This window comes from Nonomuraea turkmeniaca, from assembly GCF_005889735.1.
Taxonomy (GTDB): domain Bacteria; phylum Actinomycetota; class Actinomycetes; order Streptosporangiales; family Streptosporangiaceae; genus Nonomuraea; species Nonomuraea turkmeniaca.
Map to the genome: position 1 here is coordinate 1 of NZ_VCKY01000164.1, position 23,265 is coordinate 23,265.

Genomic DNA, 23,265 nt, shown 5'->3' on the forward strand with positions numbered 1-23,265 from the left:
GGTGGGGCGTGGCGGATGGGGGGCGGATTCCGGTGCCGGACGGCAGTGCTGATCGGGTGCTGGTCAACCCGCCTTGGGGACGCCAGGTGCCGCCTCAAGGGTTGCTCGCCGGGGACCTCGGGCTGCTGTGGCGGGAGGTGCGGCGGGTTCTGGCCGCCGATGGGCTGGCCGTGGCGCTGGTGCACGACGACATTCCGCGCGGGTTCGCCGTGGAGGAGGCGATCCGGGTGAGCCTGTCGGGCCGGCATCCGGTGATCGCGGTTCTGCGGAAGCGGGCGGGCGAGCGGCGGACGCCCCCGGCCGACGCCGCCGGACGGCCGCGGGCAGCGCAGATGAACCGCCGCGAGTGAGTCTCAGGAGCCGGGGCCGAGCCAGTCCAGGATCAGGCGGTTGATCTCGGCGGGTCGTTCCAGGTGGAGGAAGTGTCCGACGTCCCCCACCAGCTCGGCCCGCGAGCCGGCCGGAAGGTGGCTCAGCACGTCCTTGACCAGGCCGGCGTCCAGGCAGCCGTCCTGGGCGCCGTGCAGGTACAGCACAGGCCCGGTCACCCCGGGCTCGAGGTCGGGGTAGCGGCCGGATCGCGGCGTGGTCCCGAGCATGGCCCGGTAGTAGCCGATGGCCGCGCTCAGGTTGGCGGGCGCGCCAATGCTGCGCCGCACGAACTCCAGGTCCTCACTGGCGTCGTACCCGGGCGACCAGTCCCGCCACAGGTTGTCGATGAAGCCCGGGCCGGCGGCGGCCGCCTCCGCCAAGGCGGTCTGGAAGAGGAAGATGTAGAAGGAACGCTTGAGCTGCTCGTAGTCGAGGAACGTGCCGGCCAGCGCCCCGGGCGGCGGCACCGCGAGCGTGACGGCGCGGCGGAAGCGGCCGGCCACGTGGTAGACGGGGAAGGCGCCCCAGTCGTGCCCGATAATCACCGCGTCGTCGTCCCCGCCGAGCTCCTCGTGCAGGGCACGGACGTCGGCGACCAGCGCGGCGTCCTCGTACGCGCCGTCGGCCGGGACCTCGGTGGGCGCGTAGCCGCGCATGAAGGGCGCGACCGCGCGGTAACCACGCTCGGCCAGCGCGGGCATCAGATGGCGCCAGGTGTGCGCGGTGTCGGGGAAGCCGTGCAGGCACAGTGCGAGCGGCCCTTCACCGACGGTCAGATACGCGAACTCCACCCCATTGGCGTGGATAGTCCTGATCTCCATGACTGCGAAACCTAGCACCCGCCCCTCTTCGAGAGTACGAACTTCATAAGGGGACTTCGCAAGGGGGAACGACGCGGAGGAGAGCGCATGCGACGGGGATGGGTGCTCGCACTGGCCTCGCTGACGATCGTGCTCGTCGTGGTCGACCTGACCGCCGTGACGATCGCCCTGCCCGACATCCGTGCGGACCTGGGCGCGAGCCTGGCCGAGGTGCAGTGGGTGGTGGACGCCTACGCCCTCACGCTGGCCGCCGCGCTGCTGCCCGCGGGGGTCCTGGCCGACCGGTACGGCAGGCGCCGCCTCCTGGTGATCGGCGTGTCGATCTTCACGGTGGCCTCGCTGGCCTGCGCGCTCGCCCCGACGGCACCCCTTCTGGACCTCGCCAGGGGCGTGCAGGGCCTGGGCGCGTCCGCGTTGTACGGCACCACGACCCCGCTGATCGGCGCCGTCTACCCCGAGGGCCCGGACCGGGGCAAGGCGCTCGGGATCTTCAGCGCGGTCTCCGGGCTGGCCATGACGCTGGGGCCGGTGGTGGGCGGCCTGCTCACGGGGGCGTTCGGCTGGCGCGCGATCTTCCTCATCAACCTGCCGATCGGCGCGTTCGTGCTGCTGGCCCTGCGGCAGCGGGTGGCGGAGTCGCGTGGCCGCGGGCACCTCGACCCGCCGGGGATCGTGCTGGTGGCGGCGGCGCTGTTCGCGATCATCCCGGCGCTCATCCACGACCTGCCGTGGCTGCTGGTGGCCGGGATCGTGCTGCTGGCGGCGTTCGTGGTCGTGGAGCGGCGGACGGCCGCGCCGATGATCGACTTCAGCCTGTTCAGGAACGGGGTGTTCGCGGTGGGCTCGGCCACGACGCTGCTCATGCTGGCGGCGCTCTTAGGCGCGTTCACGTACCTCACGCTGTACGTCCAGGGCCCGCTGAACACGAGCCCCGCGGAGGCCGGGGCGCGCTTCCTGGCCTTCAGCGTGGCGGCGGTCATCGGGCCCGTCGTGATCGGGCGCGTGCTGCACAGGTGGCCGATGGGCGTGCTGATCGCCGCCGGCCCGGCTCTCATCGCGGTCGCGCTGCTGGTCATGGCGATCCCGGCGGACGACCCGTGGACGCCGATCATGTTCGGGCTGTTCATCGGCGGCCTCGGCCTCGGCGCGGGGAACGTCGTGGCCAACCAGGTCGGGCTGACCGCGCCGACGGATCAGGTGGGGATGGCGACCGGGGTGGTGAACACGGTCAAGCAGGTCGGCACCGCCGTGGGCGTGGCGGTGCTGGCGGCGCCGTACCGGGCGGGCGCGTCGACCATGCTGCTGGTCGCGGCGGCGCTGGCCCTCGCGGGCGCGCTGCTGCCCCTGGCGCTCGCCGCCACGCGGGCCCGCCGGACCGTGGCCGGCGCGAGCCCCGCGGAGTCCACGGACCCGGCCGGTCACTGACCGTCAGAACGTGTAGCGCAGATGCTTGACGCCGTTGATGAAGTTGGACAGCAGGAAGTCGGGCTCGCCGACGGACCTGAGGCGGGGCAACCGGGTGAACAGCTCGCGGAACATCACGGTCATCTCCCTGCGCGCCAGGTGCGCGCCCAGGCAGTAGTGCGGCCCGGGCCCGCCGAAGCCGACGTGCGGGTTGGGGTCGCGGGTGATGTCGAACGTGTCCGGGTCCGAGAAGACCGCCTCGTCGCGGTTGGCGGAGTTGTAGAAGAGCAGCACCTTGTCGCCCTTCCGGTACGAGGTGCCGTTCATCGCGTAGTCCTGCGTCAGCGTGCGGCGGAACTGGATCACCGGCGTGGCGTACCGGATGACCTCGTCGCACGCGGTGCCGATGAGCCCTTCGAAATTCCCGAGCAGGAGCGCGCGCTGGTCGGGGTGGTCGGTGAAGAGCTTGAGCCCTTGCGCGATCGCGTTGCGCGTGGTCTCGCTGCCCGCCACCACGAGCAGGATGAAGAACGACCCCAGTTGTTGCGGGGTGAGCCGCTCCTCGCCGTTGACCAGCAGGCTGACCAGGTCGCCCGTGGGCCGCTTGCGCCGCTCGTCGCCCAGGCGGGCGGCCAGCCGGTTGAGCGTGTATCCGGCGCGCAGCAGCTTGGCCAGGCTCTTGGCGACGTTGCGGCGGGTGAGGTCGGGGGCGACGCCGGTGTATTCCGGGTCGGCGTTGCCCAGGATGACGTTGGTCTGCTGCAGCACCAGGTCATGAGATTCGGCCGGGATCCCCATCATGTCGCAGATGACTCGTACGGGAAGCCTCGCGGCCACCTGGGCGACGAAGTCGCCCGGCCCTTCCTCGATCGCCCGGTCCACGATCTCCGCGGCGGCCCTGGCGAGGTCCGCCTCCATCTTCGCCAGGATGCGCGGCGTGAACGCCCTCGACACGATCCGGCGTAACCGGGCGTGCCGCGGATCGTCCATGTTGATCATCGAGCCGAAGTACACGCTCAGCCAGCGCGGCATGTCGGGGATGCTGTTGGAGCACGGCTCGCTGCTGAACACGGCCGCGTTCCTGCTGGCCTCGATCACGTCAGCGTGGCGGACGAGGGCGTAGAAACCCGGCCCGCCGCCGATGAACGGCACGACCTGCTCCCGCATGAAGACCGGGCGGTCCATCTGCCTCAGCCTGCGGAAGGCCTCCATACGCTCGGACTGCGGTAACCCCCAGAAGGGGATCTGCGACAGGTCAAAGTCCGCGGACAGCGTCATGTCAGACAAGCCTTCTGCAAGTGGTCACTTACGTCAAGAGGAACGGATCAGATCGGCTCCCTTTTCGCCGATCATGATAGCGGGGGCGTGGGTGTGGCCGCGGTTCAGCGTCGGCATGATCGACGCGTCCACGACGCGCAGCCCCTCGACGCCGCGCACCCGCAGGGACGGGTCCACGACCGAGGCGTCGTCGGTGCCCATGCGGCACGTGCCGACCGGGTGGTAGAGGGTCTCGCCGCGCTCCCGTACCCATTGGGCGAGCTCCTCGTCGCTCTCCGGCGCCCAATAGGGCGCCATCGGCCCGCCCGCGAACGGCTTCATCGCGGCGGTGGAGAGCACCTGCTTGGCCGTCTTCAGCCCCGCGACGAGCCGCTTGACGTCGGCCTCCGCGGTCAGGTAGCCGGGGTCGATCGTCACGTCGCCGCCGTTCAGCCCGATCCTCCCCCGGCTCTCCGGCTGCAGCAGGATGACGCCGATGGTGATCCCGTGGCCGGTCGGCGGGGTGAGGCCGTGGTCCTTGAACGGCACCGGCGCGAAGATCAGCTCGATGTCGGGCGCGGGCTCCTCGACCGAGGTGCGGATGAACGCGACCGCCTCCCCCACGTTGGAGGTGAGCATGCCGGAGCGCAGCACGATGTACCGCAGCAGATTGCCGATGGACTCTGCCTTGGTCAGCGTGACGGGCTGCTTGCACTCGATGTACACGGCGCTCGCGAGGTGGTCCTGCAGGTTCTTGCCGACCCCGGGCAGGTCGTGCACGACCTCGATCCCGGCGTCGCTCAGCTCGCCGGCCGCGCCCACGCCCGAGCGCATGAGCAGGTGCGGCGAGCCGATCGCGCCCGCCGACAGGATGACCTCGGCCCTGGCCTTGACCTGGGCACCGCCGTCGTACTGGATGCCGATCGCGCGCCGGCCGTCGAACAGCACCCGGTCGACGCTCGCCCCGGTGATCACCGTGAGGTTGGGCCGCGAGGCCGCCGGACGCAGGTAGGCGTCGGCGGCGCTCCATCTGCGGCCGCGGTTCTGGGTGACGGGGGTCGGGCTGTATCCCTCGTTGGAGCGCCCGTTGAGCTCGTCGAGCCGCTCGAAACCGAGCTCTTCGCAGGCTTGGAGGAAGGCCGCGGTGGTGACGTTGGGGCTGCGCAGCTCCGCGATGTAGAGGGGGCCGGACGTGCCGTAGACGTTCCCCTGGTTGCTGCCGACACGGTGCTCGGCCTTGGTGAAGTACGGCAGGACGTCGTCGTACGACCAGCCGGGGATCCCCCACTGGTCGTAGTCCCGCTGGCAGCCGCGCACCCACATCTGGGCGTTGAGCGAGGAAGAGCCGCCGATGACCCGGCCGCGCGGCCAGTAGAGCTCCCGGCCGGACATCTCGCTCTGCTTGGCCGTGGTGTAGTTCCAGTCGTACTCGGTCTTGAACAGCTTCGCGAAGCCCGCGGGCATGCGGATTTCGAGCTTGTCGTCCTGCCCGCCCGCCTCGACCAGCGCGACCGACACCTTCGGATCCGCCGAGAGCCTGTTGGCCAGCACGCACCCGGCGGAACCCGCGCCAACGATCACGTAGTCGTACTCCATGACCCCTTGCTTACTCCAGGGGGACTGGGCGCGTCCATATCCACTTGTAACCTCAGTTACCTACCGGTCGGTATGAGGTGGCTGCTTAGATGGCGCCCAAGCAGGCTTAGAGGGAGGAAGGCGTCATGCTGAATCTGTCGATCGTCCTGGAGGACAGCGCCAGGAACAACCCGGACGGCACGGCCATCGTCTTCGGCGATATGCGGCTGCCGTACTCCATGATCGACACCATCGCCAATCAGGTGGCCAACCTGCTGGTGGCGCGCGGGATCCAGAAGGGCGACAAGGTCGCGCTGGCCTGCCCGAACCTGCCGTACTTCCCGTTCGTCTACTTCGGCATCCTGAAGGCCGGCGCGACGGTGGTGCCGCTGAACGTGCTGCTGCAGTCGCGTGAGATCGCCTACCACCTCGACGACAGCGACGCCAAGGCGTTGTTCTGCTTCGAGGGCACGCCCGAGCTGCCGCTGGGCGAGCGCGGCAGGAGCGGCTTCGAGGCGGCCGCGGGATGCGAGCACTTCTTCGTGCTGCCCGCGACGCCGCTCGCGACCGAGTCCGAGCACGGCGAGTCGATCTGGGCGGCGCTCGGCGGGACGGCGAGCACGTTCGAGACCGTGCAGACGGCGCCCGACGACACCGCGGTGATCCTCTACACCTCGGGCACCACCGGCCAGCCCAAGGGGGCCGAGCTCAGCCACCAGAACATGCTGATGAACGCCATGGTCAGCGACAAGATGTTCCCGCGCAGCGAGGAGGACGGCGACACGTACCTGGCGGTGCTGCCGCTGTTCCACTCCTTCGGCCAGAGCGTCGTCATGAACACCGGCTTCCTGCGCGGCGCCACCGTCGTGCTGATGCCGCGCTTCGACCCCGGCGAGGCGCTCGCGCTCATGGTCAAGGAGAACGTCACGTTCTTCGCCGGAGTGCCCACCATGTACTGGGGCATGCTCTCCAAGGTCCACGCCGACGGCGCGGAGGTGCCCCGGTCGCTGCGCGTGGCCGTCGCCGGCGGCGCGTCGTCGCCGGTCGAGGTGCTCAAGGACTTCGAGAAGACCTTCGGCATCGGCATCCTCGAGGGGTACGGCCTGTCGGAGACCTCGCCGGTGGCCAGCTTCAACCAGCTCGGCCGGCCGACCAAGCCGGGCACGATCGGCACCCCGATCTGGGGCGTGGAGATGAAGCTGATCGACGGCGACTGGAAGACCGTCGAGGGCGAGGGCCCCGGTGAGATCGCCATCCGGGGGCACAACGTCATGAAGGGCTACCACGGGCGTCCTGAGGCGACGGCCGAGGTCATGAAGGACGGGTGGTTCCGTACGGGCGACATCGCGACGCGCGACGCGGACGGCTACTACTCCATCATCGACCGGGCCAAGGACATGATCATCCGTGGCGGGTTCAACGTCTACCCGCGCGAGCTCGAAGAGGTCCTGATGACCCACGAGGCCGTGTCACTGGCGGCCGTGGTGGGGATCACGCACGAGTCCCACGGCGAGGAGATCAAGGCGTACGTGATCCGCACGCCGGGCGCCTCGATCACCGAGGACGAGTTGATCGCGTGGGCCAAGGAGAACATGGCGGCCTACAAGTACCCGCGGATCGTCGAGTTCCGCGACAGCCTGCCGATGACGGCAACGGGCAAGATCCTCAAGCGCGAGCTGCGGTGATCCACCGGAAGGCGCGAGCACCCGCTCGCGCCTTCTCGCGAGCCCTAGACTGGCGATCATGCTCGTCCTCTTCGACTTGGACAACACGCTGATCGACCGGCTGGGGGCTTTCGAGCGGTGGACCGCCGAGTTCGCCACGGACCGGGGGCTGGGCGCGGCCGCCGTGTCGTGGCTGGTGGAGACGGACGCGGACGGGTCGGTGCCCAGGGACGTGTTCTTCGAGCTGGTACGGGCGCGGTTCGGGCTGGCCGAGCCGGCGGAGGAGCTGTGGCGTTCCTATCGGGCGCGGCTGCCGTACCTGGTCTCGTGCCCGGATGAGGTGCTCGACGGGCTCCATCGGCTGCGCGCCTCCGGATGGGCGGTCGGGATCGTGACGAACGGGATGGCCGACAACCAGACGGGCAAGATCCGGCGTACGGGGCTGGCCGAGCGGGTGGACGGGTGGGCGATCTCCGGGGCGGAGGGTGTGCGGAAGCCCGACGTGCGGCTGTTCGAGATCGGGGCCGGCCGGTGCGGCAGGTCGCTGGCCGGTGGTGGATGGATGGTCGGGGACGATCCGGAGAAGGACGTCGCGGGTGGGCGGGCCGCCGGGTTGCGGACGATCTGGATCGACCGCGGGGTGGTTCACTGCGGCGAGTCCGACCACGTGGTGAACGACGTCCTGGCGGCCATGGAGCTGTTAATCGGGATGAGGCCGGGCGGCTCGGCCGTATAGCGTGATCGGCATGCGAGATCGGCCGGAAGGACTGGACGAAGGGCTGCTGCGGCCCGCGCTGCGCGAGTGGGGCATCGACGCCGTCGCACTCGACTACGCGCCGGTGGGCTTCGGGGACTACCACTGGGTGGCGGACGGGCGGTGGTTCATCACCGTCGCGGACGTGCGGCGCGGATCGTACGAGGGGCTCCAGCATGCCTTGGAGACGGCGGCGGTCCTGCGCGAGCAGGCGGGGCTCGCCTTCGTGGTCGCGCCACTGCGCGCGGCCGACGGCACGACGCTCCGGCGGCTCGACCGCCACCGTTACGTCATGAGCGTGTTCCCGTACCTGGACGGCGCCGGCGGCGACTTCGGCGACGAGCCGTCACCCGAGGAGCGCGGCCAGGTCATCGACCTGCTGGCCGAGCTGCACCGGACACCGCCGCCGTTCTCCACCCCCGCCCGGCCGGTGGAGCTCGCGGGGCGGGCCTGGCTGGAGGATGCCATCAGGGAGACGAACCGGCAGTGGCTGGGCGGCCCGTACGCCGAGCCGGCGCGGGGTCTGATCGCCGACCACGCCGGTACGCTGCGCCGCTGCCTGGAGGAGCTCGACCGGATGGCCGACAAGGGCGGCGAGCCCGTCGTCACGCACGGCGAGCCACACCCCGGCAACCTGCTGCGGAAGGCGGACGGTCGGCTGCTGCTCGTGGACTGGGACACGGTCGGGCTGGCCGTCCCCGAGCGCGACCTGTGGCTCGTCGCCAAGGGCCCCTCCGACCTCGCCAGGTACGCCGACGCCACGGGCCGCGCCCCGGACCCGGCCGCCCTGGAGCTCTACCGGCTGCGGTGGGCACTGGACGACGTCGCCGAGTTCGTGGCCTGGTTCCGGTCGCCGCACGGCCGCACCCCGGACGCCGAGCAGTCCTGGCACGCCCTGACGGGCACGCTCGAAGCGCTGGCGCGGTGACGGCGGGGCAGCACAGCACGCATGACCTCGTCATCCAGGACGACGTCGTGATCAAGCGGTACCGGTCGTGGGACAGGGGCGAGCCGCGGCGCGAGTGGACGGCGCTGACCCTGCTGGCCCGGCACGCCCCGGGGCTCGCGCCCGAGCCGGTCGCGGCCGATCTCGACGCCGTCCCGCCCACCGTGGTGATGGGCCGCCTCCCTGGCGTTCCGCTGCGCGGCCTGCATGCCGGGCCCGCGCACATCCGTGCGCTGGCCGCCGCGCTCATCCGCCTGCACCACGCCGTCCCCGCCCGCGATCTGCCCGAGCCGGCCGTGTGGACATCGGCCGTGGCTGTGGCGCACGTACGGGGCTGGGCCGGCCGGCGGCCCGTCCTCGGGGAGGACCCGCGGGTCGCGGAGGCCGCCACCGCGGGCGCGGACTGGCTGGCCGGCGCGGCTCCCGACCGGCTGGCCGCCGGCAGCCCGTTTCCACCCGTGCTCGGCATGACCGACGGCAACCGCGCCAACTACCTGTGGGACGCCGGCTCCGGCGAGATCCGCATCGTGGACTGGGAGGACTCCGGCACCAGCGACCGCGCCTTCGAGCTGGCCGAGGTGACCGAGCACATCTCCCGCGTCGACGGCCATCTCGACGACGACGAGCTCCTGGCCTGCCTCGACCTGACGGCCGCCGAAGCCGCCCGCGTGCACGACTTCCGGCGGCTGATCGCGCTCAGCTGGCTCTACATGCTCGGCCCCGGCGGGCCGTTCGCCGCCCGCAATCCGCCCGGCACCCTCGAACGGCAGGCCGAGCGGGTGCTCGCGCTGCTCGGTGCCGGCTCGTGACGGGATTCGCCATCGGAGCGCGCTGACGGTAATCTTGCCGTAACGGTATGCAATCAAGCCAGGCAAGAGGAGGTCGCGTGGGCCGGCACGAGAAGCCCCACACTCCCAAGGACACGCCGGACGAGCCCAAAGAGGGCTCCAACGGAAGCGAGCACCAGGCGAGCCGCGGCAAGCACGCCGCTCCGGCCAAGGACGAGAAGTAATTCACCCCACGAAGCCCTCGTTCTCGCCGTCGTGTGCCCACCCGGCCGCTCCCCGGAGCCGCGCAGGGAGTCATAGGGCACGGGCGGGTGCAGCGGTGCCGAGCAAGGTCATGGCCAGCTCCTGAACTGAACGGGTGAAGCGGCGCGGGTCGCCGGGCGGGGTGAGGTGGCGGATCAGGGCGCCGTCGAAGACCGCGAGGATGGCGTGCGCCAGGAAGTCCGCGTCGAGGTCGGGACGTTCGGCGGCGAGCAGGGTGCCGAGGTGGCGGTGCCAGAAGCGATAGCTCAGGTCGTCGTACTTGTCCTCGGCGCAGGCCTGCTCGTGCGCGGCCAGCAGGATCGCGTTGCCCTCGGCGATCGAGCCGAGTCCGTCGAGGAACGCGAGCAGCCGTTCTCGTGCGGGCGCCCCGGGGCCGAGCGGCGGAGGGCCGTTCGTGACCGCGTCGCGCAGGTCCCGGGATCTTTCCTCCAGGAGTGCCTGCAGCAGGCCGGCGCGGCTGCCGAAGCGGCGGAACACCGTGCCCTTCCCGACTCCGGCCAGGGCGGCGACGCGATCGAGCGACACGTGCTCGCCGCCGCCCTCAGCCAGGAGTTGCTCGGTGGCGCGCAGGACGGCGTACCGGTTGCGCGCGGCGTCGGCACGTTCGACCCGGCGCCCGGCATCTCCCTCAGCTGACTGACCGCGGTCCGGGCCCTCGGTCTCGCCGCCGGAGCGGCCTGCAACGCGCTGCGCGGCGCGGCCATCGGTGCCACTTTCGGCCATCGCGGACCTCGTTCCCCTCTTGCGGACTGTCGGTCCGCATATGCTAGCGTGCCGCACCATCCGGACCAACAGTCCGGATACCCGGCTATAGCGGGAGATGGTCATGCGCGCTCTCATCGTCGATCCTGACGCCCCTGGTTCCCTGCGCCTCGGCACGGCCGCCGAGCCGGTGCCCGCCCCTCATCAACTCATGCTCGAGGTCCGGCACATCTCGCTCAATCGCGGGGAGGTGGCCTTCGCCGGGCAGCGGCCGCCGGGCACCGTGCACGGCCACGACGCCGCCGGCGTGGTGGCGCGCGCGGCGGCGGACGGCACCGGCCCGGCCGCCGGCACCAGGGTGGTGGCGTTCGGCGCAGGAGCCTGGGCGGAGCGGATGGTGGTGGACACCACCGCCGTGGCCGAGGTCCCCCGCGAGGTCGACCTCGCCGACGCCGCCGCGCTCCCGATGGCCGGCATCACGGCGCTGCGTACTCTGCAGTCCCGTTCCATCCTGGGGCGGCGCGTGCTGATCACCGGCGCCGCAGGCGGGGTCGGACGGTACGCGGTCCAGCTGGCGGCGCTCGGCGGCGCCCACGTCATCGCGTCGGCGGGCTCGGCGGCCCGTGCCGGCGGGCTCGCCGGACTGGGCGCCGACGAGGTGGTGATCGGCCTGGACGGCATCGACCGCCCGGTCGACCTCATCCTCGACAACGTGGGCGGACCACAATTGGCAGCCGCCTGGAAGTTGCTCGCGCCGGGCGGGGTGTCCAGAACATCTGGTGGGCGTCCGGCGAGCCTGCCGTGTTCGAGCCGTACTCGCTGTTCTCCCTCGGTCCGGCCAAGACGATGAGCACGTTCGGCGACGTCCACGAGGTCGGGCCCGACCTGGCGACGCTGCTCGGGTTCGTCGCGGCCGGCAGGCTGTCGCCGGAGGTGGACTGGCGCGGGTCGTGGGAGCAGGTCGCCGAGGCCGGCCAGGCCCTGCTCGACCGGCGGATCGCCGGCAAGGCGGTCTTGGATGTGCTTGCGTGATCTGCAAGCCGGCGTGCAGCTCACGCAAGGACGGACCATGCGAACCGGAGCCAGGGGCCGGGTGAGTGTGAGAGGGCCGGCAAGCCCTCTCACACTCGGTGATTGCTCAGGGCCAGGTGACGGACGGGCGGAGGGGGACGCCGGAGCGGCCTCCTTCGTCCAGTTTCACGCCCAGGACCTGGTGGAGCTGGACCTTGTTGCGTTCGAAGCCGACGATGCAGCCGGCCATGTACAGGGCCCACACGCGGGCCGTGCCCATGCCGACCTCCTGGACCGCGTCCTCCCAGTTGGCGTCCAGATTGTCGCACCAGTGCCGCAGGGTCTTCGCGTAGTGCTCTCGGAGGTTCTCCTCGTGGCGGATCTCGAAGCCGAGGTCCTCCATATGGCGAATGATCAGGCCCACCGACTCCAGCTCCCCGTCGGGGAACACGTACCGGTTGATGAAGCCGCCCTTGTTGAACGTCTTCTCCTTGCCGGTCGGCCTGGTGATGCAGTGGTTCAGGAGGCGGCCACCAGGCTTGAGCTTGCTGTACAGGAAGGCGAAGTACCCCGGGAGGTTGGCCTTGCCGATGTGCTCGGTGAGGCCGATGGAGCTGACCGCGTCGAAATCGCTCTCCTTGACGTCGCGGTAGTCCATGTGGCGGACCTCGGCCAGGTCCTGCAGGCCGGCGTCGGCGATGGCCTGCTGCGCCCACTCCGCCTGCTGCTTGCTCAGCGTCACGCCCAGCACCTTGACGCCATAGTGCTTGGCGGCGTGCATGGCCATGCCACCCCAGCCGCAGCCCACGTCCAGCAGGCGCATCCCTGGCTTGAGCTCCAGCTTGCGGGCCACGAGGTCGAACTTGGTGTACTGGGCCTCTTCCAGCGTCGCGTCCTCCTCGGGGAAGACCGCGCAGGTGTACGCCATCGACGGGCCCAGGACCCACTCGTAGAAGCGGTTGGAGACGTCGTAGTGATGGTGAATGGCCTCGGCGTCGCGCTGCTTGGCGTGCCGGGAGCCGAGTTTGGCCAGCGTGCTCTGCCGCATCTCCTGCGGAGGCGCCGGCACCCGCATGAGGAGCGGCTTCACGCCCAGCGAGCGGACCGCCGCGATCTTCTCGGACGTCGTCAAGTCGTTGGTAGTGATGTTCCACATACGGTCCAGCAATGTGTACATGTCACCGTGCACGTCAATGTGACCGGAGATGTACGCTCTGGACAGACCCAGTTCCCCCGGGGCCTGGGCCAGGTAGGCCACCGCGATCGGGGACTTCACCTCGAGGGTGATGTCGGCCCCGTCCGGACCTGCCTTACTGCCGTCGTACGCCAGGAACGCGATGTTCGCGTCCGTACCGACGATCTTCTCAAAGATGGTTGCGAGAGCCATCCACTCACCTTCCCCGCACACACTTGTCGTACAGGTCCAGCAGGCGCCCGTTCGGGTCGTATTCCCGCTTGACCGGCCAGTAGGCGTCGCCGTTGTACAGCTGCCAGAACTGCTCACGGGCGTAGAAGGACGTCGAATAGAGCGACTTGTGACCGTCGAGCTCGTGCACCGCACGCTCGATGAGCCGGTTGTAGTAGCCGTCGAACTGCCCCCGCGGCAGCGGCACCATTCCCCAGAAGCCGAAGTTCACGTAGAGCTTGCCGGGCTCGAGCGGGTAGAGCGGCCAGCGGGAGCTTGCCCGCAGCGGGCACATCCACACCGGCGTCATACCGACCTTGTCGTGGAAGAACTCCAGGAACTCCGCCCCGCGCTCGACGGGCGCCTCGACGTCCTGGATGACCGACTCCTGGACCGGCTGGCCGCGCCACCGGTCGACCCGGGCGGTCACGCCGTACTTGCGGTCGAGGGCGACCAGGCGGCGGTAGACGTCGGAGCGCATCCAGCGGCGCGGCATGAGCGAGCGCACCACCGGCTGCTGCACGCCGAAGGCCCGCGAGCACCAGAACCAGTCGGTGTCCCAGCGCCACAGGTAGTCGCGGACGGACAGCCAGTCGCGGCTGCGGTGCCGGATCGACTGGTAGTAGATGCGCATCCCGGTGTAGTCGGACGCGTAGGGCGCGCGATCGGAGAAACGGCCGACCGTGAGGTACATCTCGCCCGGGCTGAAGAAGACCCCGTCCACGAAGTCGACGCGCTCGCCGTCGTGCACCATGCTGTCGCAGATCTCCTGCATGGCGAGCATGCACTTGGCGGCGTCGGTGAACCTGACGTGCGTGAGGTGCACGTACGGCTGGACCTTGCGCAGCTTGATCTTGATGCGCAACGCGTAGCCGAGCGTGCCGTAGGAGTTGGGGAAGGCGCGGAAGAGGTCGCGGTGCTCGTTGTCGTCGCGGGCCACGACGACGCGCCCGTCGCCGGTGAGGATCTCGAGCTCCTCGACCGACTCGTGCGGCAGCCCGTCCCTGAAGCTGGTGGACTCGATGCCGAGCCCCGTCACGGCGCCGCCGAGCGTGATGGTTTTGAGCTGCGGCACCACGTACGGCATGAGTCCGTGCGGCAGTGTGGCGTCGACCAGGTGTTCGTACGTGGTCATCCCCTGGACCTCGGCCGTCATGGTCTCGGGGTCGACGCTGATGACCTCGTCGAGATCCCTGGCCGACAGCTTGGCCGTCTTCGTGGCGTCGCGGAACCTGAAGAGGTTCGACGTCGACTTGGCCAGCCGCGGCGCGGCGCCTCCCGGGATCTCCGCGTACGAGTGCCGGATCTGCTCTACTGCCCGTTGGTGTGTCGACATCGTCGTCGTCACTGCCCCTCCTTCGTCGGGGCCGTGACGGCAGAGTCGTGCTGCGTTTGATTTGTTCGCTCACTACGCTCTCTCACGAAGCACCCCCTTGAGCTGGTAGAGATCGTCCGTAAGAAGGTATCTCTCGTATGCGACCTCGAACAGACCGGGGTCGTTAAAGACACGAAAACTGTTCATCGTGCCAGGTGAAATGCCTATGTGCTAGGAGATTGCGTAAACTTCCTGCGCACCACGGGCGACACGCCATTGAGCACGGCATCCACCTCGCGGCCCTCGACGGCTGCGGTGAGGTTGGCCAGGGTGGCGGTGAGCAGCCGGCCGGTGGCCTCGGGGGTGACGCCGGCGACGTGCGGGGAGAGCAGGACGTTCGGCAGGTCGCGCAGCGGGTCCCCGGCGGGCAGCGGCTCGACGTCGAACACGTCCAGCGCCGCACCGCCCAGGTGCCCGTCACGCAGCGCGGAGACCAGCGCCTGCTGGTTCACGACGCCGCCCCTGGCGGCGTTCACGAGCAGCGCGCCCTGTTTCATGCGAGTGGGGTCGATCAGGTCGCGGGTCTCGTCGGACAGCGCGATGACGACCACCACGACGTCGCCGGCGGAGACGAGCGTCTCCAGGTCTTCGAAGGCGGGGTCCTCGCGCGGTGTGCGGGTCCAGAACGTCACGTGGCAGCCGAGCGCCCGGAACATCTCCGCGCAGGAGACGCCGATCGGGCCGTAACCGACGACGCCCACGCGGCGGCCGCGCAGCTCGTGCGGCTGCAGGCCCTGCTGCGGCCACTCGCCCGCGCGTACGGCGGCGTCGGCCGCCGCGAGCTTGCGCGACAGCGAGAGTGTGGCGGCCAGGCACCATTCCGAGACCGCGACGGCGCTGACGCCCGGCGTGTTGGCCAGCGGCACCCCGGCCGCGGCCAGGGCGTCGAGGTCGTGACCGTCCACGCCCACGGACGGCTGCTGCACGAAGGCCAGCCGGGACGCGGCCGCGACCGCCCCGGCGTCCAGGACCAGCGTGCTCGTCCAGTCACCGAGCACGATCTCCGCCTCGGGCAGGGCCGCCAGGAGCGCGTCCCTGTCGCGGGCCGCGGGCACGCGGACGTCCACCCGGTCGCCGAGCGGGGCGAGCAGGCGCCGTATCAGCTCCTCGGGGAGCGGCGGCAGGGCGAGCAGGTTCCAGGGGCTCATGTCCCCACAGTAAAGCTGCTGATCACCTGTCGCATAAGTCCCCTGTTGCGCAGCCACTGGCTCTCAGCGGCCGTCCAGGACACGATGTACGCGGTGTCGCCGATCGCCAGCGCACGGCGCACCTCCCGGTAGCGCATGCCGGCAGTGGCCCATGGCGTGTCGCCCGCGGCGCTCGCCGTCCAGGAGAACTCCCACTCCACGGCCTTGACACCCTGGTGCGTAACGGTACGGCGGCCGCGGGTCACCACGTCCTCGGCGTTCTGCCGGACCGTGTCCTCCGAGGTGCGCAAGAGCTCATTGGCGTCGAGATTGGAGTAGACGGCTTCGATCCCGAGATGAGCGTTCCTGTCCCGGCGTGTCCATTGCGTGTAGGCCTCTTGCAGCGAGCCCCTCCAGCCGATCGGCCGCAGGATCGACCAGCCGTCACGCGACGTCCACGCCCGCACGACCGGGGCCGCCCGCGTCACGCTGGGCGTCGGGGTGGGCGTGGCGCTCGGCTGCGGCGTCTGGGTGGCGCTCGGCGTGAGCGGGCTGGTCGCCGCGGCGGGCTGGGCGGTCGCGCGCGGCGCGCCTTCGGCCGGGGAGGCGAACCTGAAGTATCCGAACGTGCCGGCCGCCAGCACCACGGCCGCGGCCGCGCCCCCGGCGACCAGCGCCCGCCCGCGGCCGCCCTTCCGCTCGGGAACGTCGCGATCGGCGGCGGCGGGCTTGGCGGCGGCGATGGCCGAGAGCAGCCGGTCGGCCTCCTCGGCGTCCACCCGCTCCTCTGGCTCCTTCCGCAGCAGGCCGCGGAGGATCGGATGCATGATCGGCGGGATGCGCCGGTAGTCGGGCTCCTCGGTGAGCAAGGCGTTGAGCGTCGCCATGGGGTCGCCCCGCTCGAAGGGCGAGCGACCCACCATGCACGCGTACAACGTGGCGCCCAGCGACCACAGGTCGGAGGCCGGTCCGGCGTCGGCGGCGCGGACCCGTTCCGGGGCGAGGAAGCTCGGCGAGCCGGTGACCATGCCGGTCCGGGTGAGGGACGCGTCGCCCTCGACGGTGGCGATGCCGAAGTCGGTGAGCACGGCGCGGCCGTCGTCCGTGATGAGGATGTTGCTGGGCTTGACGTCGCGGTGCAGGACCCCGGCCGCGTGGGCGGCCTTCAGCGCCGAGAGCACCTGCCGGCCGACGTCGGCCGCCTCGCGCACGGGCAGGGCGCCCGTGCTGAGCACGACCTGCTCCACCGTGGGGTGGCTCAGCAACTCCATGACGATCCAGGGGCGGCCACCCTCCTCGACGACGTCGTAGATGGCGACGACGGACGGGTGGTTGAGCTTGGCGGCGGTACGGGCCTCGCGGACGGTGCGCATGAGCTGGCGTTCCTGGTCACCGGGCGAGAGGCCGTCGGGTAGGACGACCTCCTTGATGGCGACCTGCCGGTTGAGCAGCGTGTCCCGGCCTTCCCAGACCACGCCCATCCCCCCGCGGCCCAGTTCGCGCACTAACTCGTAGCGCCTGGCGATGAGCCGGTTGTCTTCCGAAGCCATGTCCGTCCCCTGTAGACCACCACGAACAGTGGGCAAGTTTCCCATACCTGGTCTGGGTTCGCCGTGGAGGCGCTTGCCAGAGATCACCGAATGTTGTTCTACTGTCCGTATGTCTGAAGTTCGCCGAGGCCCGCTGGCCGGAGTCCGCGTGCTGGAGCTCGCCGGCCTTGCTCCCGGGCCGTTCGCGGGGATGATGCTGGCCGACCACGGCGCCGAGGTGCTGCGGGTGGATCGTGTCAGGGCGGTCTCCGATCAGCCGCGCAGGGACGTCATGGATCGGGGCAAGCGCACGATCGGGCTGGATCTGAAGGCGCCCGAGGGCGTGGCCGCGTTCAAGGAGCTGGCCAGGCACGCCGACGTGGTGATCGAGGTGTTCCGCCCCGGCGTGGCCGAGCGGCTCGGCATCGGCCCCGCCGACCTGCACGCGGTGAACGAGCGGCTGATCTACGGCCGGATGACCGGCTGGGGCCAGGACGGGCCGCTGGCCTCGACGGCCGGGCACGACATCGACTACATCGCGATCTCCGGCATCCTGTCGATGCTGGGCCGCGACGGGGACAAGCCGACGCCGCCGATCAACATCCTGGGCGACTTCGCCGGCGGCGGGCTCATGCTGGCGTACGGGGTGCTCCTCGCGCTGTTCGAGCGGGAACGCACCGGGAAGGGCCGGGTGATCGACGCGGCCATGGTGGACGGGGCGTCGGTCCTGTTCGCGATGTTCTACCAGGGCGTGCAGAGCGGCTTCTGGGGGCCGCGCGGCACGAACCTGCTGGACACGGGTGCCCCGCAGTACGACACGTACGAGACCGCCGACGGCCTGTTCGTGGCCGTGGGGTCGCTGGAGCCGCAGTTCTGGGACACGATGGTGTCCTTGATGGGCCTGGCGGATCTGCCCGACAGGAACGACCGGGCCCAGTGGCCGGCGCTGAAGGCCCGCCTGGCCGCCGAGTTCAAGACCAGGACGCGGGCCGAGTGGGAGGCGCTCTTCGAGGGCTCCGACGCGTGTGTCTCGCCTGTCTTGTCCATGTCCGAGGCCGCCGCCCACCCGCACAACGTCGCCCGCGGCAGCTTTGCCGACGTCGGCGGCGTCACCATGCCGCTGCCCGCGCCCCGCCTGCTGGGCGCCCCCGACCCCGACCTGTCGCCGGCGACCCGGCTCAGCGACCTCTCGGACTGGGGGTTGTCCCAGGAGGAAGCGGAGAAGCTGCGCGGCCAAGGGGTGCTCGCGTGACCTGGTAGTCCTTCAGCCGGACCGAGTCGTGCAGGCGCACGCCCTTGCTGCTGATCTTGGCGGCGGCCCTGGTGAGCCCGGCCGGCAGGTGGCCGATCAACCGCACGGCCGCGCCCAGCGCCCACAGGTCGAAGCGGCTGCCGGGGACGAGGCGCCTGGCCGCGTTGACGGCGAACGTGCGGCTGCGGCGCACATAGTCGCCGATCTCCGCCTCGTAGGCCGGGAAGGCCCGCGTGTGGTCACCGCCGTGCGCCGCCAGCTCCCCCGCCAGGATGTACGCCCCCACGACGGCCAGGCTCGTACTGCCGCCGACGGCGGGCCCAGGGCAGTAACCGGCGTCGCCCACCAGCGTGACCCGGCCGCGCGACCAGGTGTCCAGACGCAGCTGGGTGATCGAGTCGAAGTAGAACGCGGGCGTGCGGTCCAGCTCCTCCATGATCCTCGGCACCTCCCAGCCCATTCCGCCGAAGTGCTCTCGCAGTAACCGCTTCTGCGTGGCGACGTCCCTGTGGTGGTAGTCGAGCCGCTCCGGCGTCCTGAACAGGAACACCGCCCGCGCGTCGTCCAGGTGCGCCGCGCCGTACATGCCCGCCATCCGGTCCACGTCCGTGATGCCCACCATGCGGCCGTCGAGGCCCAGGAAGTTGGGGACCGAGACCACCGCGAGGTAGGCGCCGATCCAGGCGGAGAAGCGGGACTCGGGGCCGAACACCAGGCGGCGCACGTTGGAGTGCAGGCCGTCCGCGCCGATCACCAGGTCGAATCGGGCCGCCCGCCCGCTGTCGAACGTCACCTCGCCGTCGTCGGAGATCGAGGCGATCGAGTCGCCGAAGACGTAGTCGACGTCGTCGCGGGTGGCGTCGTAGAAGATCTCGCTCAGGTCGTCGCGCATGATCTCGACGTGCCGGTCCGAGAAGGCCGTGATGAGACGGCGTACCTCGAGATCCACGGGGCGGTCGTAGCCGACCCTGTGGAAGGTCAGGTGCTCGGTGCCGGTCTTCCTGGCGAGGACCTGCTCCAGGAGGCCCATCTGCTCGACGATGTCCATCGCCGGTCTGAACAGGTCGATCGCGTGCCCGCCCGTCTTACGCAGAGCCGGGGCGCGCTCCACGACGGTGACGGCGAAGCCGTGGCGGGTGAGCCAGTAGGCGAGAGCCGGTCCCGCGATGCTCGCGCCGGAGACGAGGATTCTCATGCCGATCCCCCTTACTTAACGGAAGGTAAGTTCACGCTAGCATACTTAACGGTAAGTAAGGGATATTCTTTGGCCATGCCCCGTGACACCAAGGCCCGCATCCTTGACGTGGCCCGTGAGCTGTTCGTCCAGCAGGGCGTGCAGAACACGAGCCTGCGCCAGATCTCCGATCGGCTGGGCATCACCAAGCCCGCGCTCTACTACCACTTCGCCTCGCGCGACGACCTGGTGCGCAGCATCGTCCAGCCGCTGGTCGAGGACGTGGAGCGGTTCGTGGCCGCGCGGGAGCCCGGCGGCGACGCGCGGGAGTTGCTGGAGGACTACTTCGAGCTGATCTGGCGGCACCGCGAGGTGATCGTCATGATCGTGCGTGAGATGTCCACGCTCGGCTACCTCGACCTGGGCCAGCGCATGTTCGACTGGCGGCGCACGCTGGTCCGCCTGCTGCTCGGCCCGGACGTCACTCTGGAGCAGCAGATCCGGGCCACGGTGGCGCTCGGGGGGATGTCGGACTGCTCGGCGGAGTACGCGGATCTGCCGATGGAGCAGGTCAAGCCGACGGCCGTCGAGGCGGCGACCGCTGCTCTCGGACTTCCCTGATAGTCGGCCTTAGGAGACGGCCTAGTAGACGGCGACGTAGAGGTCCGCGCCATGCGGGTGGTGCACCTCGAGATCCGTCGTGAACGCGCGGGGCGGCGTGCCGCCCGACTCGGTGTGCTTCCACACCCGCTGCCACGCCTCGACCAGCGCCTGCGGCAGCTGGCCGCGGGCCTCCACCTTCAGCGCCTGAACGGCCGGCACCCGCACGGCCACCATGCCATCGGGCAGCCGCGGCACCGTACGCACGCCGATGCCGACGATCTGCGTATAGGCCCCGTTGTGGTCGCTCTCGTAGTCGGTCAGTACTGCGTAGAGGTTCTCGTCGACGCGGCCGGGCACGTGCGCGAAGGCCCCGGGGGCGCCCGCCCGCTGCCACAAAGCGGGCAGTTTCGCCCGTTCCGGATCCATCTCGTCGGCGTTGCTGGTGCGTACGACGTAGCCCACCACGGTCAGTTCGGCCCGTTCTGTGACGTCCACAGACCCCTCCTCCCCCAAAAGTGTCCCGGCCGATCATAAGCCCCCGCGAAAGGGGGAAACCCCTTGGAGACGTATCACCGCATAAGATGGACGAACGTGAAGTTTCTTAATGGCCTCGGGCCGCACCACGATCTGACGTACAGCGACGTGTTCATGGTCCCGTCGCGCTCCTCGATCGGATCACGGCTCGCAGTCGACCTGTCCACCCACGACGGCACAGGCACGACCATTCCCATCGTCGTGGCGAACATGACCGCGGTCGCCGGCCGGCGCATGGCCGAGACCGTGGCCCGGCGGGGCGGCCTCGCCGTGATCCCGCAGGACATACCGCTGGACGTCGTGGCGAACGTCGTCGACTGGGTCAAGAAACGCGACCTCGTCCACGACACGCCGCTGACGCTGACCCCGCACGACACCGTGGGCGAGGCGCTGCAACTGCTGCCCAAGCGGGCGCACGGCGCGATCATCGTGGTCGACTGGGACAACCGGCCCGTCGGCGTCCTCACCGAGGCCGACTGCCAGGGCGTGGACATGTACACGCAGCTGTCGCAGGTCATGTCGAGCGAGCTGCTGACGTTGCCGGCCGGGCTGGACCCGCGGACCGCGTTCGACCGGCTGCACGAGGGCCGGCACCGGCTGGCCCCCATCGTGGACGGCAGCGGGCGGCTGGTCGGCATCCTCACCCGCACCGGAGCCCTGCGCGCCACCCTCTACCAGCCCGCCGTCGACGCCGGGGGCCGACTGCGCATCGCCGCGGCGGTCGGCGTGAACGGCGACGTGGCCGCCAAGGCCAAGGAACTGCTGGAGGCCGGGATCGACTGCCTGGTCGTGGACACCGCGCACGGCCACCAGGAGAAGATGCTCTCAGCCTTGCGCTCCGTCAAGGCCCTCGACCCCGGCGTGCCCGTCGCGGCGGGCAACGTGGTGACGGCCGGCGGCGTTCGCGACCTGGTCGACGCCGGGGCCGACATCCTCAAGGTCGGGGTGGGGCCGGGCGCCATGTGCACGACGCGGATGATGACCGGGGTGGGGCGGCCGCAGTTCTCCGCCGTCCTCGAGTGCTCCGTCGAGGCCCGCCGTCTCGGGCGGCACGTGTGGGCGGACGGCGGCGTGCGGCACCCGCGCGACGTGGCGCTGGCGCTCGCCGCAGGGGCGTCCAACGTGATGATCGGGTCGTGGTTCGCCGGCACGTACGAGTCGCCCGGCGACACGCACACCGACGCGAGCGGACGCAAGTACAAGGAGAACTACGGCATGGCCTCGGCGCGGGCCGTGCGGCTCAGAACGGCCGAGGACTCGGCGTTCGAACGGGCCAGGAAGGCGTTGTTCGAGGAGGGTATCTCGACGTCCAGGATGTACCTGGATCCGAAGCGGCCCAGCGTGGAGGACCAGATCGACGCGATCGTGGCGGGGCTGCGGTCGGCGTGCACGTACGCGGGGGCGTCGAACCTCGAGGAGCTCCACGAGCAGGCGGTCGTGGGGATCCAGAGCTCGTCGGGGTACGCCGAGGGGATGCCGTTGCATCAGAGCTGGTGATCTGCGGTCGGGTGGGGCGGTTTCCCGGCGCCCGCGCGTGTGTGGTCAAGGGCCGGTGCGTCGCCAGCCGCCGGCCGCGTTGATCCCACCGTCCACGTGCACCGTTGCCCCGGTCACAAACTTCGCCAGGTCACTCGCCAGGAACACGGCCGCACCCGCCGCGTCGGCGGGGGCACCGAGGTAGCCGAGCGGCGGAACGCGTACTGGCTCGTAGGGCAGCGGGCGGGCCAGCATCCGCTCACGCACACCCGACTCACCCTCGGTCGGCAGCGCGTCGGGCGCGATCGCGTTCACCCTGATGCCCCGGGGCGCCAGCTCCAGAGCCAGCGACTTCGTCAGGCTCTCCAGTGCCGCCTTCATCGCCGCGTACACCGCGAATCCCGGCGCCGCCTGGTGCGCCTCGCTCGACGTCACGTTGATGATCGATGAGCCGGCGGGCATCATCGGCAACAGGTGCCGGATCATGCCGGTGACCTGCGTGAAGTTCTCTTCGATCAGGGTCTGCTCGCCACGGGGCGAGGTGTCGGAGAACGCGGCGTGGAAGGTGCCTCCCGCGTTGTTGACGAGCACGTCGACGCGGCCCCAGCGCTCCTGTACGGCCTGGGCGAACACCTCCACCGCCGCCTGATCGCGTACGTCGATAGTCATCGCGAGCTCGGCGTCCGGCGTGTCGCGGTCGCAGCCGGCGACATGGGCCCCGAACGCGGCGAACGCCTCCGCGATGGCCAGCCCGATGCCCCGGGCGGCCCCGGTGACCACGGCGACGCGCCCGGTGAGCAGGATCGCGGCGGGGGTGAGGGCGGTCATGAACGATGACGATATCCCGACGGCATAGAGTCGTCGGGTCCATATCTCATCGTCCATCATCGTTATCAGGAGCAATGTCGTGGCACTCGAAAAGCCCGAGATCGACTTCCCCGAAGGCAACCCGCCCGCCGACCTGGAAATCGTCGACCTGGTGCAGGGCGACGGCCCGGAGGCCAAGCCCGGGCAGCGCGTCCGCGTTCACTATGTGGGCGTCGCCTTCTCCACCGGGGAGGAGTTCGACGCTTCGTGGAACCGCGGGGAGGCGTTCGAGTTCCCGCTTGGCGTGCTGGTTGAACATGGCGTCCACGATGTGGATGAACGCCTCGTAGCAGTTGAACAGCCCGTGCCGCCCGGTCAGCAGATAACCTTCCAGCCAGCCCTGGCACAGGTGCTCGGACAGCACC

The 23,265-nt window shown here is 70.4% G+C and carries 23 protein-coding genes and 2 pseudogenes; 13 read left to right on the forward strand and 12 right to left on the reverse strand.

Going from position 1 to position 23,265, the window contains the following annotated elements; translation table 11 throughout:
• Nucleotides 1–350 (forward strand): TRM11 family methyltransferase (locus ETD86_RS36505; RefSeq protein WP_484213967.1); only part of this gene is annotated, 350 nt, incomplete at its 5' end.
• 3 nt (nt 351–353) lie between these two features.
• Here ETD86_RS36505 and ETD86_RS36510 read toward each other — a convergent pair.
• Nucleotides 354–1,193 carry an alpha/beta fold hydrolase gene (locus ETD86_RS36510; RefSeq protein WP_138671209.1) on the reverse strand — a complete coding sequence of 280 codons (840 nt, stop codon included), beginning with the start codon at nt 1,191–1,193 and terminating at the stop codon, nt 354–356.
• Nucleotides 1,194–1,280: 87 nt separating this feature from the next.
• Here ETD86_RS36510 and ETD86_RS36515 point away from each other — a divergent pair, with 87 nt between their 5' ends.
• Complete coding sequence (locus ETD86_RS36515) at nt 1,281–2,618, forward strand: MFS transporter (protein WP_138671210.1); 1,338 nt, start codon at nt 1,281–1,283, stop codon at nt 2,616–2,618.
• Nucleotides 2,619–2,621: 3 nt separating this feature from the next.
• Here the strand turns inward: ETD86_RS36515 and ETD86_RS36520 are convergent, their stop codons facing one another.
• Nucleotides 2,622–3,875 carry a cytochrome P450 gene (locus tag ETD86_RS36520; RefSeq protein ID WP_138671211.1) on the reverse strand — a complete coding sequence of 418 codons (1,254 nt, stop codon included), beginning with the start codon at nt 3,873–3,875 and terminating at the stop codon, nt 2,622–2,624.
• A gap of 33 nt (nt 3,876–3,908) precedes the next feature.
• A complete protein-coding gene (locus ETD86_RS36525; protein WP_138671212.1) occupies nt 3,909–5,450 on the reverse strand; it encodes a GMC family oxidoreductase in 1,542 nt (513 codons plus the stop codon).
• A gap of 125 nt (nt 5,451–5,575) precedes the next feature.
• On the opposite strand from ETD86_RS36525, the gene ETD86_RS36530 reads away from it, so the two are divergent.
• The 5 genes from ETD86_RS36530 (at nt 5,576) to ETD86_RS59350 (ending at nt 9,805) form a co-directional block, all read left to right on the forward strand.
• On the forward strand, nt 5,576–7,114 hold the full coding sequence (locus tag ETD86_RS36530; RefSeq protein ID WP_138671213.1) for a long-chain-fatty-acid--CoA ligase: 1,539 nt from the start codon (nt 5,576–5,578) through the stop codon (nt 7,112–7,114).
• Nucleotides 7,115–7,172: 58 nt separating this feature from the next.
• Nucleotides 7,173–7,829, forward strand: coding sequence for an HAD family hydrolase (locus ETD86_RS36535; RefSeq protein WP_138671214.1), 657 nt, complete (start codon nt 7,173–7,175; stop codon nt 7,827–7,829).
• A gap of 10 nt (nt 7,830–7,839) precedes the next feature.
• Nucleotides 7,840–8,775 (forward strand): phosphotransferase, encoded by a 936-nt coding sequence (locus tag ETD86_RS36540; protein ID WP_211370539.1) that lies wholly within the window; start codon nt 7,840–7,842, stop codon nt 8,773–8,775.
• Nucleotides 8,772–9,602 (forward strand): phosphotransferase family protein, encoded by an 831-nt coding sequence (locus tag ETD86_RS57395; RefSeq protein WP_211370540.1) that lies wholly within the window; start codon nt 8,772–8,774, stop codon nt 9,600–9,602. Before ETD86_RS36540 ends, ETD86_RS57395 begins: the two co-directional genes overlap by 4 nt.
• A 77-nt stretch (nt 9,603–9,679) precedes the next feature.
• Nucleotides 9,680–9,805: a hypothetical protein gene (locus ETD86_RS59350; protein WP_281287014.1), complete on the forward strand. Its 126-nt coding sequence runs from the start codon at nt 9,680–9,682 to the stop codon at nt 9,803–9,805.
• 70 nt (nt 9,806–9,875) lie between these two features.
• On the opposite strand, the gene ETD86_RS36550 is transcribed toward ETD86_RS59350, so the two are convergent.
• Nucleotides 9,876–10,568: a TetR/AcrR family transcriptional regulator gene (locus tag ETD86_RS36550; RefSeq protein ID WP_211370541.1), complete on the reverse strand. Its 693-nt coding sequence runs from the start codon at nt 10,566–10,568 to the stop codon at nt 9,876–9,878.
• A gap of 103 nt (nt 10,569–10,671) precedes the next feature.
• On the opposite strand from ETD86_RS36550, the gene ETD86_RS36555 reads away from it, so the two are divergent.
• Together ETD86_RS36555 and ETD86_RS58545 are read left to right on the forward strand one after the other, a co-directional pair.
• Nucleotides 10,672–11,397, forward strand: a complete 726-nt coding sequence (locus ETD86_RS36555; protein ID WP_246148745.1) for an alcohol dehydrogenase catalytic domain-containing protein — start codon at nt 10,672–10,674, stop codon at nt 11,395–11,397.
• Nucleotides 11,394–11,579, forward strand: coding sequence for a hypothetical protein (locus ETD86_RS58545; protein ID WP_246148746.1), 186 nt, complete (start codon nt 11,394–11,396; stop codon nt 11,577–11,579). The genes ETD86_RS36555 and ETD86_RS58545 overlap by 4 nt, the downstream gene beginning before the upstream one ends.
• Nucleotides 11,580–11,685: 106 nt before the next feature.
• Here ETD86_RS58545 and ETD86_RS36560 read toward each other — a convergent pair whose 3' ends face one another.
• The 4 genes from ETD86_RS36560 to ETD86_RS36575 all read right to left on the reverse strand — a co-directional run bounded on the left by ETD86_RS36560 (nt 11,686) and on the right by ETD86_RS36575 (nt 17,015).
• A complete protein-coding gene (locus ETD86_RS36560; RefSeq protein WP_138671215.1) occupies nt 11,686–12,945 on the reverse strand; it encodes a class I SAM-dependent methyltransferase in 1,260 nt (419 codons plus the stop codon).
• Between the two features lie 4 nt (nt 12,946–12,949).
• Entirely contained in the window at nt 12,950–14,299 is a 1,350-nt protein-coding gene (locus ETD86_RS36565) for an FAD-binding oxidoreductase (protein ID WP_138671227.1), read from the reverse strand.
• A 203-nt stretch (nt 14,300–14,502) separates the two neighbouring features.
• Complete coding sequence (locus tag ETD86_RS36570) at nt 14,503–15,486, reverse strand: NAD(P)-dependent oxidoreductase (protein WP_138671216.1); 984 nt, start codon at nt 15,484–15,486, stop codon at nt 14,503–14,505.
• The gene (locus ETD86_RS36575) at nt 15,483–17,015 is read right to left on the reverse strand and encodes a serine/threonine-protein kinase (RefSeq protein WP_138671217.1); all 1,533 of its coding nucleotides are present in this window, start codon (nt 17,013–17,015) and stop codon (nt 15,483–15,485) included. Before ETD86_RS36575 ends, ETD86_RS36570 begins: the two co-directional genes overlap by 4 nt.
• A gap of 109 nt (nt 17,016–17,124) precedes the next feature.
• Between ETD86_RS36575 and ETD86_RS36580 the strand changes: the two genes are divergently transcribed.
• Nucleotides 17,125–18,246 (forward strand): CaiB/BaiF CoA transferase family protein, encoded by a 1,122-nt coding sequence (locus tag ETD86_RS36580; RefSeq protein WP_138671218.1) that lies wholly within the window; start codon nt 17,125–17,127, stop codon nt 18,244–18,246.
• Here ETD86_RS36580 and ETD86_RS36585 read toward each other — a convergent pair.
• The gene (locus ETD86_RS36585; RefSeq protein ID WP_138671219.1) at nt 18,173–19,441 is read right to left on the reverse strand and encodes an FAD-dependent monooxygenase; all 1,269 of its coding nucleotides are present in this window, start codon (nt 19,439–19,441) and stop codon (nt 18,173–18,175) included. The genes ETD86_RS36580 and ETD86_RS36585 overlap by 74 nt on opposite strands.
• Nucleotides 19,442–19,516: 75 nt before the next feature.
• Between ETD86_RS36585 and ETD86_RS36590 the strand changes: the two genes are divergently transcribed.
• Entirely contained in the window at nt 19,517–20,041 is a 525-nt protein-coding gene (locus ETD86_RS36590) for a TetR/AcrR family transcriptional regulator (RefSeq protein ID WP_246148748.1), read from the forward strand.
• 21 nt (nt 20,042–20,062) lie between these two features.
• Here the strand turns inward: ETD86_RS36590 and ETD86_RS36595 are convergent, their stop codons facing one another.
• Nucleotides 20,063–20,518, reverse strand: a complete 456-nt coding sequence (locus ETD86_RS36595) for a GyrI-like domain-containing protein (RefSeq protein WP_138671221.1) — start codon at nt 20,516–20,518, stop codon at nt 20,063–20,065.
• Between the two features lie 96 nt (nt 20,519–20,614).
• On the opposite strand from ETD86_RS36595, the gene ETD86_RS36600 reads away from it, so the two are divergent.
• Complete coding sequence (locus ETD86_RS36600) at nt 20,615–22,054, forward strand: GuaB1 family IMP dehydrogenase-related protein (protein WP_138671222.1); 1,440 nt, start codon at nt 20,615–20,617, stop codon at nt 22,052–22,054.
• Between the two features lie 45 nt (nt 22,055–22,099).
• On the opposite strand, the gene ETD86_RS36605 is transcribed toward ETD86_RS36600, so the two are convergent.
• Nucleotides 22,100–22,861, reverse strand: coding sequence for an SDR family NAD(P)-dependent oxidoreductase (locus ETD86_RS36605; RefSeq protein ID WP_138671223.1), 762 nt, complete (start codon nt 22,859–22,861; stop codon nt 22,100–22,102).
• Nucleotides 22,862–22,940: 79 nt separating this feature from the next.
• Here ETD86_RS36605 and ETD86_RS36610 point away from each other — a divergent pair.
• Nucleotides 22,941–23,144 (forward strand): annotated as a pseudogene (locus ETD86_RS36610) (FKBP-type peptidyl-prolyl cis-trans isomerase); the annotation flags it as partial.
• On the opposite strand, the pseudogene ETD86_RS59720 reads toward ETD86_RS36610, so the two are convergent.
• Nucleotides 23,139–23,265, reverse strand: a pseudogene (locus ETD86_RS59720) (hypothetical protein); the annotation flags it as partial. The pseudogenes ETD86_RS36610 and ETD86_RS59720 sit on opposite strands and share 6 nt — an antisense overlap.

Excerpts from the sequence above, each read along its gene's own strand:
- ETD86_RS36515 (WP_138671210.1), top strand. The coding sequence starts at position 1,281 with ATGCGACGGGGATGGGTGCTCGCACTGGCCTCGCTGACGATCGTGCTC.
- ETD86_RS36605 (WP_138671223.1), bottom strand. The coding sequence starts at position 22,861 with ATGACCGCCCTCACCCCCGCCGCGATCCTGCTCACCGGGCGCGTCGCC.
- ETD86_RS58545 (WP_246148746.1), top strand. The coding sequence starts at position 11,394 with ATGAGCACGTTCGGCGACGTCCACGAGGTCGGGCCCGACCTGGCGACG.
- ETD86_RS36550 (WP_211370541.1), bottom strand. The coding sequence starts at position 10,568 with ATGGCCGAAAGTGGCACCGATGGCCGCGCCGCGCAGCGCGTTGCAGGC.
- ETD86_RS36570 (WP_138671216.1), bottom strand. The coding sequence starts at position 15,486 with ATGAGCCCCTGGAACCTGCTCGCCCTGCCGCCGCTCCCCGAGGAGCTG.
- ETD86_RS36575 (WP_138671217.1), bottom strand. The coding sequence starts at position 17,015 with ATGGCTTCGGAAGACAACCGGCTCATCGCCAGGCGCTACGAGTTAGTG.
- ETD86_RS36560 (WP_138671215.1), bottom strand. The coding sequence starts at position 12,945 with ATGGCTCTCGCAACCATCTTTGAGAAGATCGTCGGTACGGACGCGAAC.
- ETD86_RS36555 (WP_246148745.1), top strand. The coding sequence starts at position 10,672 with ATGCGCGCTCTCATCGTCGATCCTGACGCCCCTGGTTCCCTGCGCCTC.
- ETD86_RS36525 (WP_138671212.1), bottom strand. The coding sequence starts at position 5,450 with ATGGAGTACGACTACGTGATCGTTGGCGCGGGTTCCGCCGGGTGCGTG.
- ETD86_RS36565 (WP_138671227.1), bottom strand. The coding sequence starts at position 14,299 with ATGTCGACACACCAACGGGCAGTAGAGCAGATCCGGCACTCGTACGCG.
- ETD86_RS36540 (WP_211370539.1), top strand. The coding sequence starts at position 7,840 with ATGCGAGATCGGCCGGAAGGACTGGACGAAGGGCTGCTGCGGCCCGCG.
- ETD86_RS36510 (WP_138671209.1), bottom strand. The coding sequence starts at position 1,193 with ATGGAGATCAGGACTATCCACGCCAATGGGGTGGAGTTCGCGTATCTG.
- ETD86_RS36590 (WP_246148748.1), top strand. The coding sequence starts at position 19,517 with ATGCCCCGTGACACCAAGGCCCGCATCCTTGACGTGGCCCGTGAGCTG.
- ETD86_RS36520 (WP_138671211.1), bottom strand. The coding sequence starts at position 3,875 with ATGACGCTGTCCGCGGACTTTGACCTGTCGCAGATCCCCTTCTGGGGG.
- ETD86_RS36580 (WP_138671218.1), top strand. The coding sequence starts at position 17,125 with ATGTCTGAAGTTCGCCGAGGCCCGCTGGCCGGAGTCCGCGTGCTGGAG.
- ETD86_RS36535 (WP_138671214.1), top strand. The coding sequence starts at position 7,173 with ATGCTCGTCCTCTTCGACTTGGACAACACGCTGATCGACCGGCTGGGG.
- ETD86_RS36530 (WP_138671213.1), top strand. The coding sequence starts at position 5,576 with ATGCTGAATCTGTCGATCGTCCTGGAGGACAGCGCCAGGAACAACCCG.
- ETD86_RS36585 (WP_138671219.1), bottom strand. The coding sequence starts at position 19,441 with ATGAGAATCCTCGTCTCCGGCGCGAGCATCGCGGGACCGGCTCTCGCC.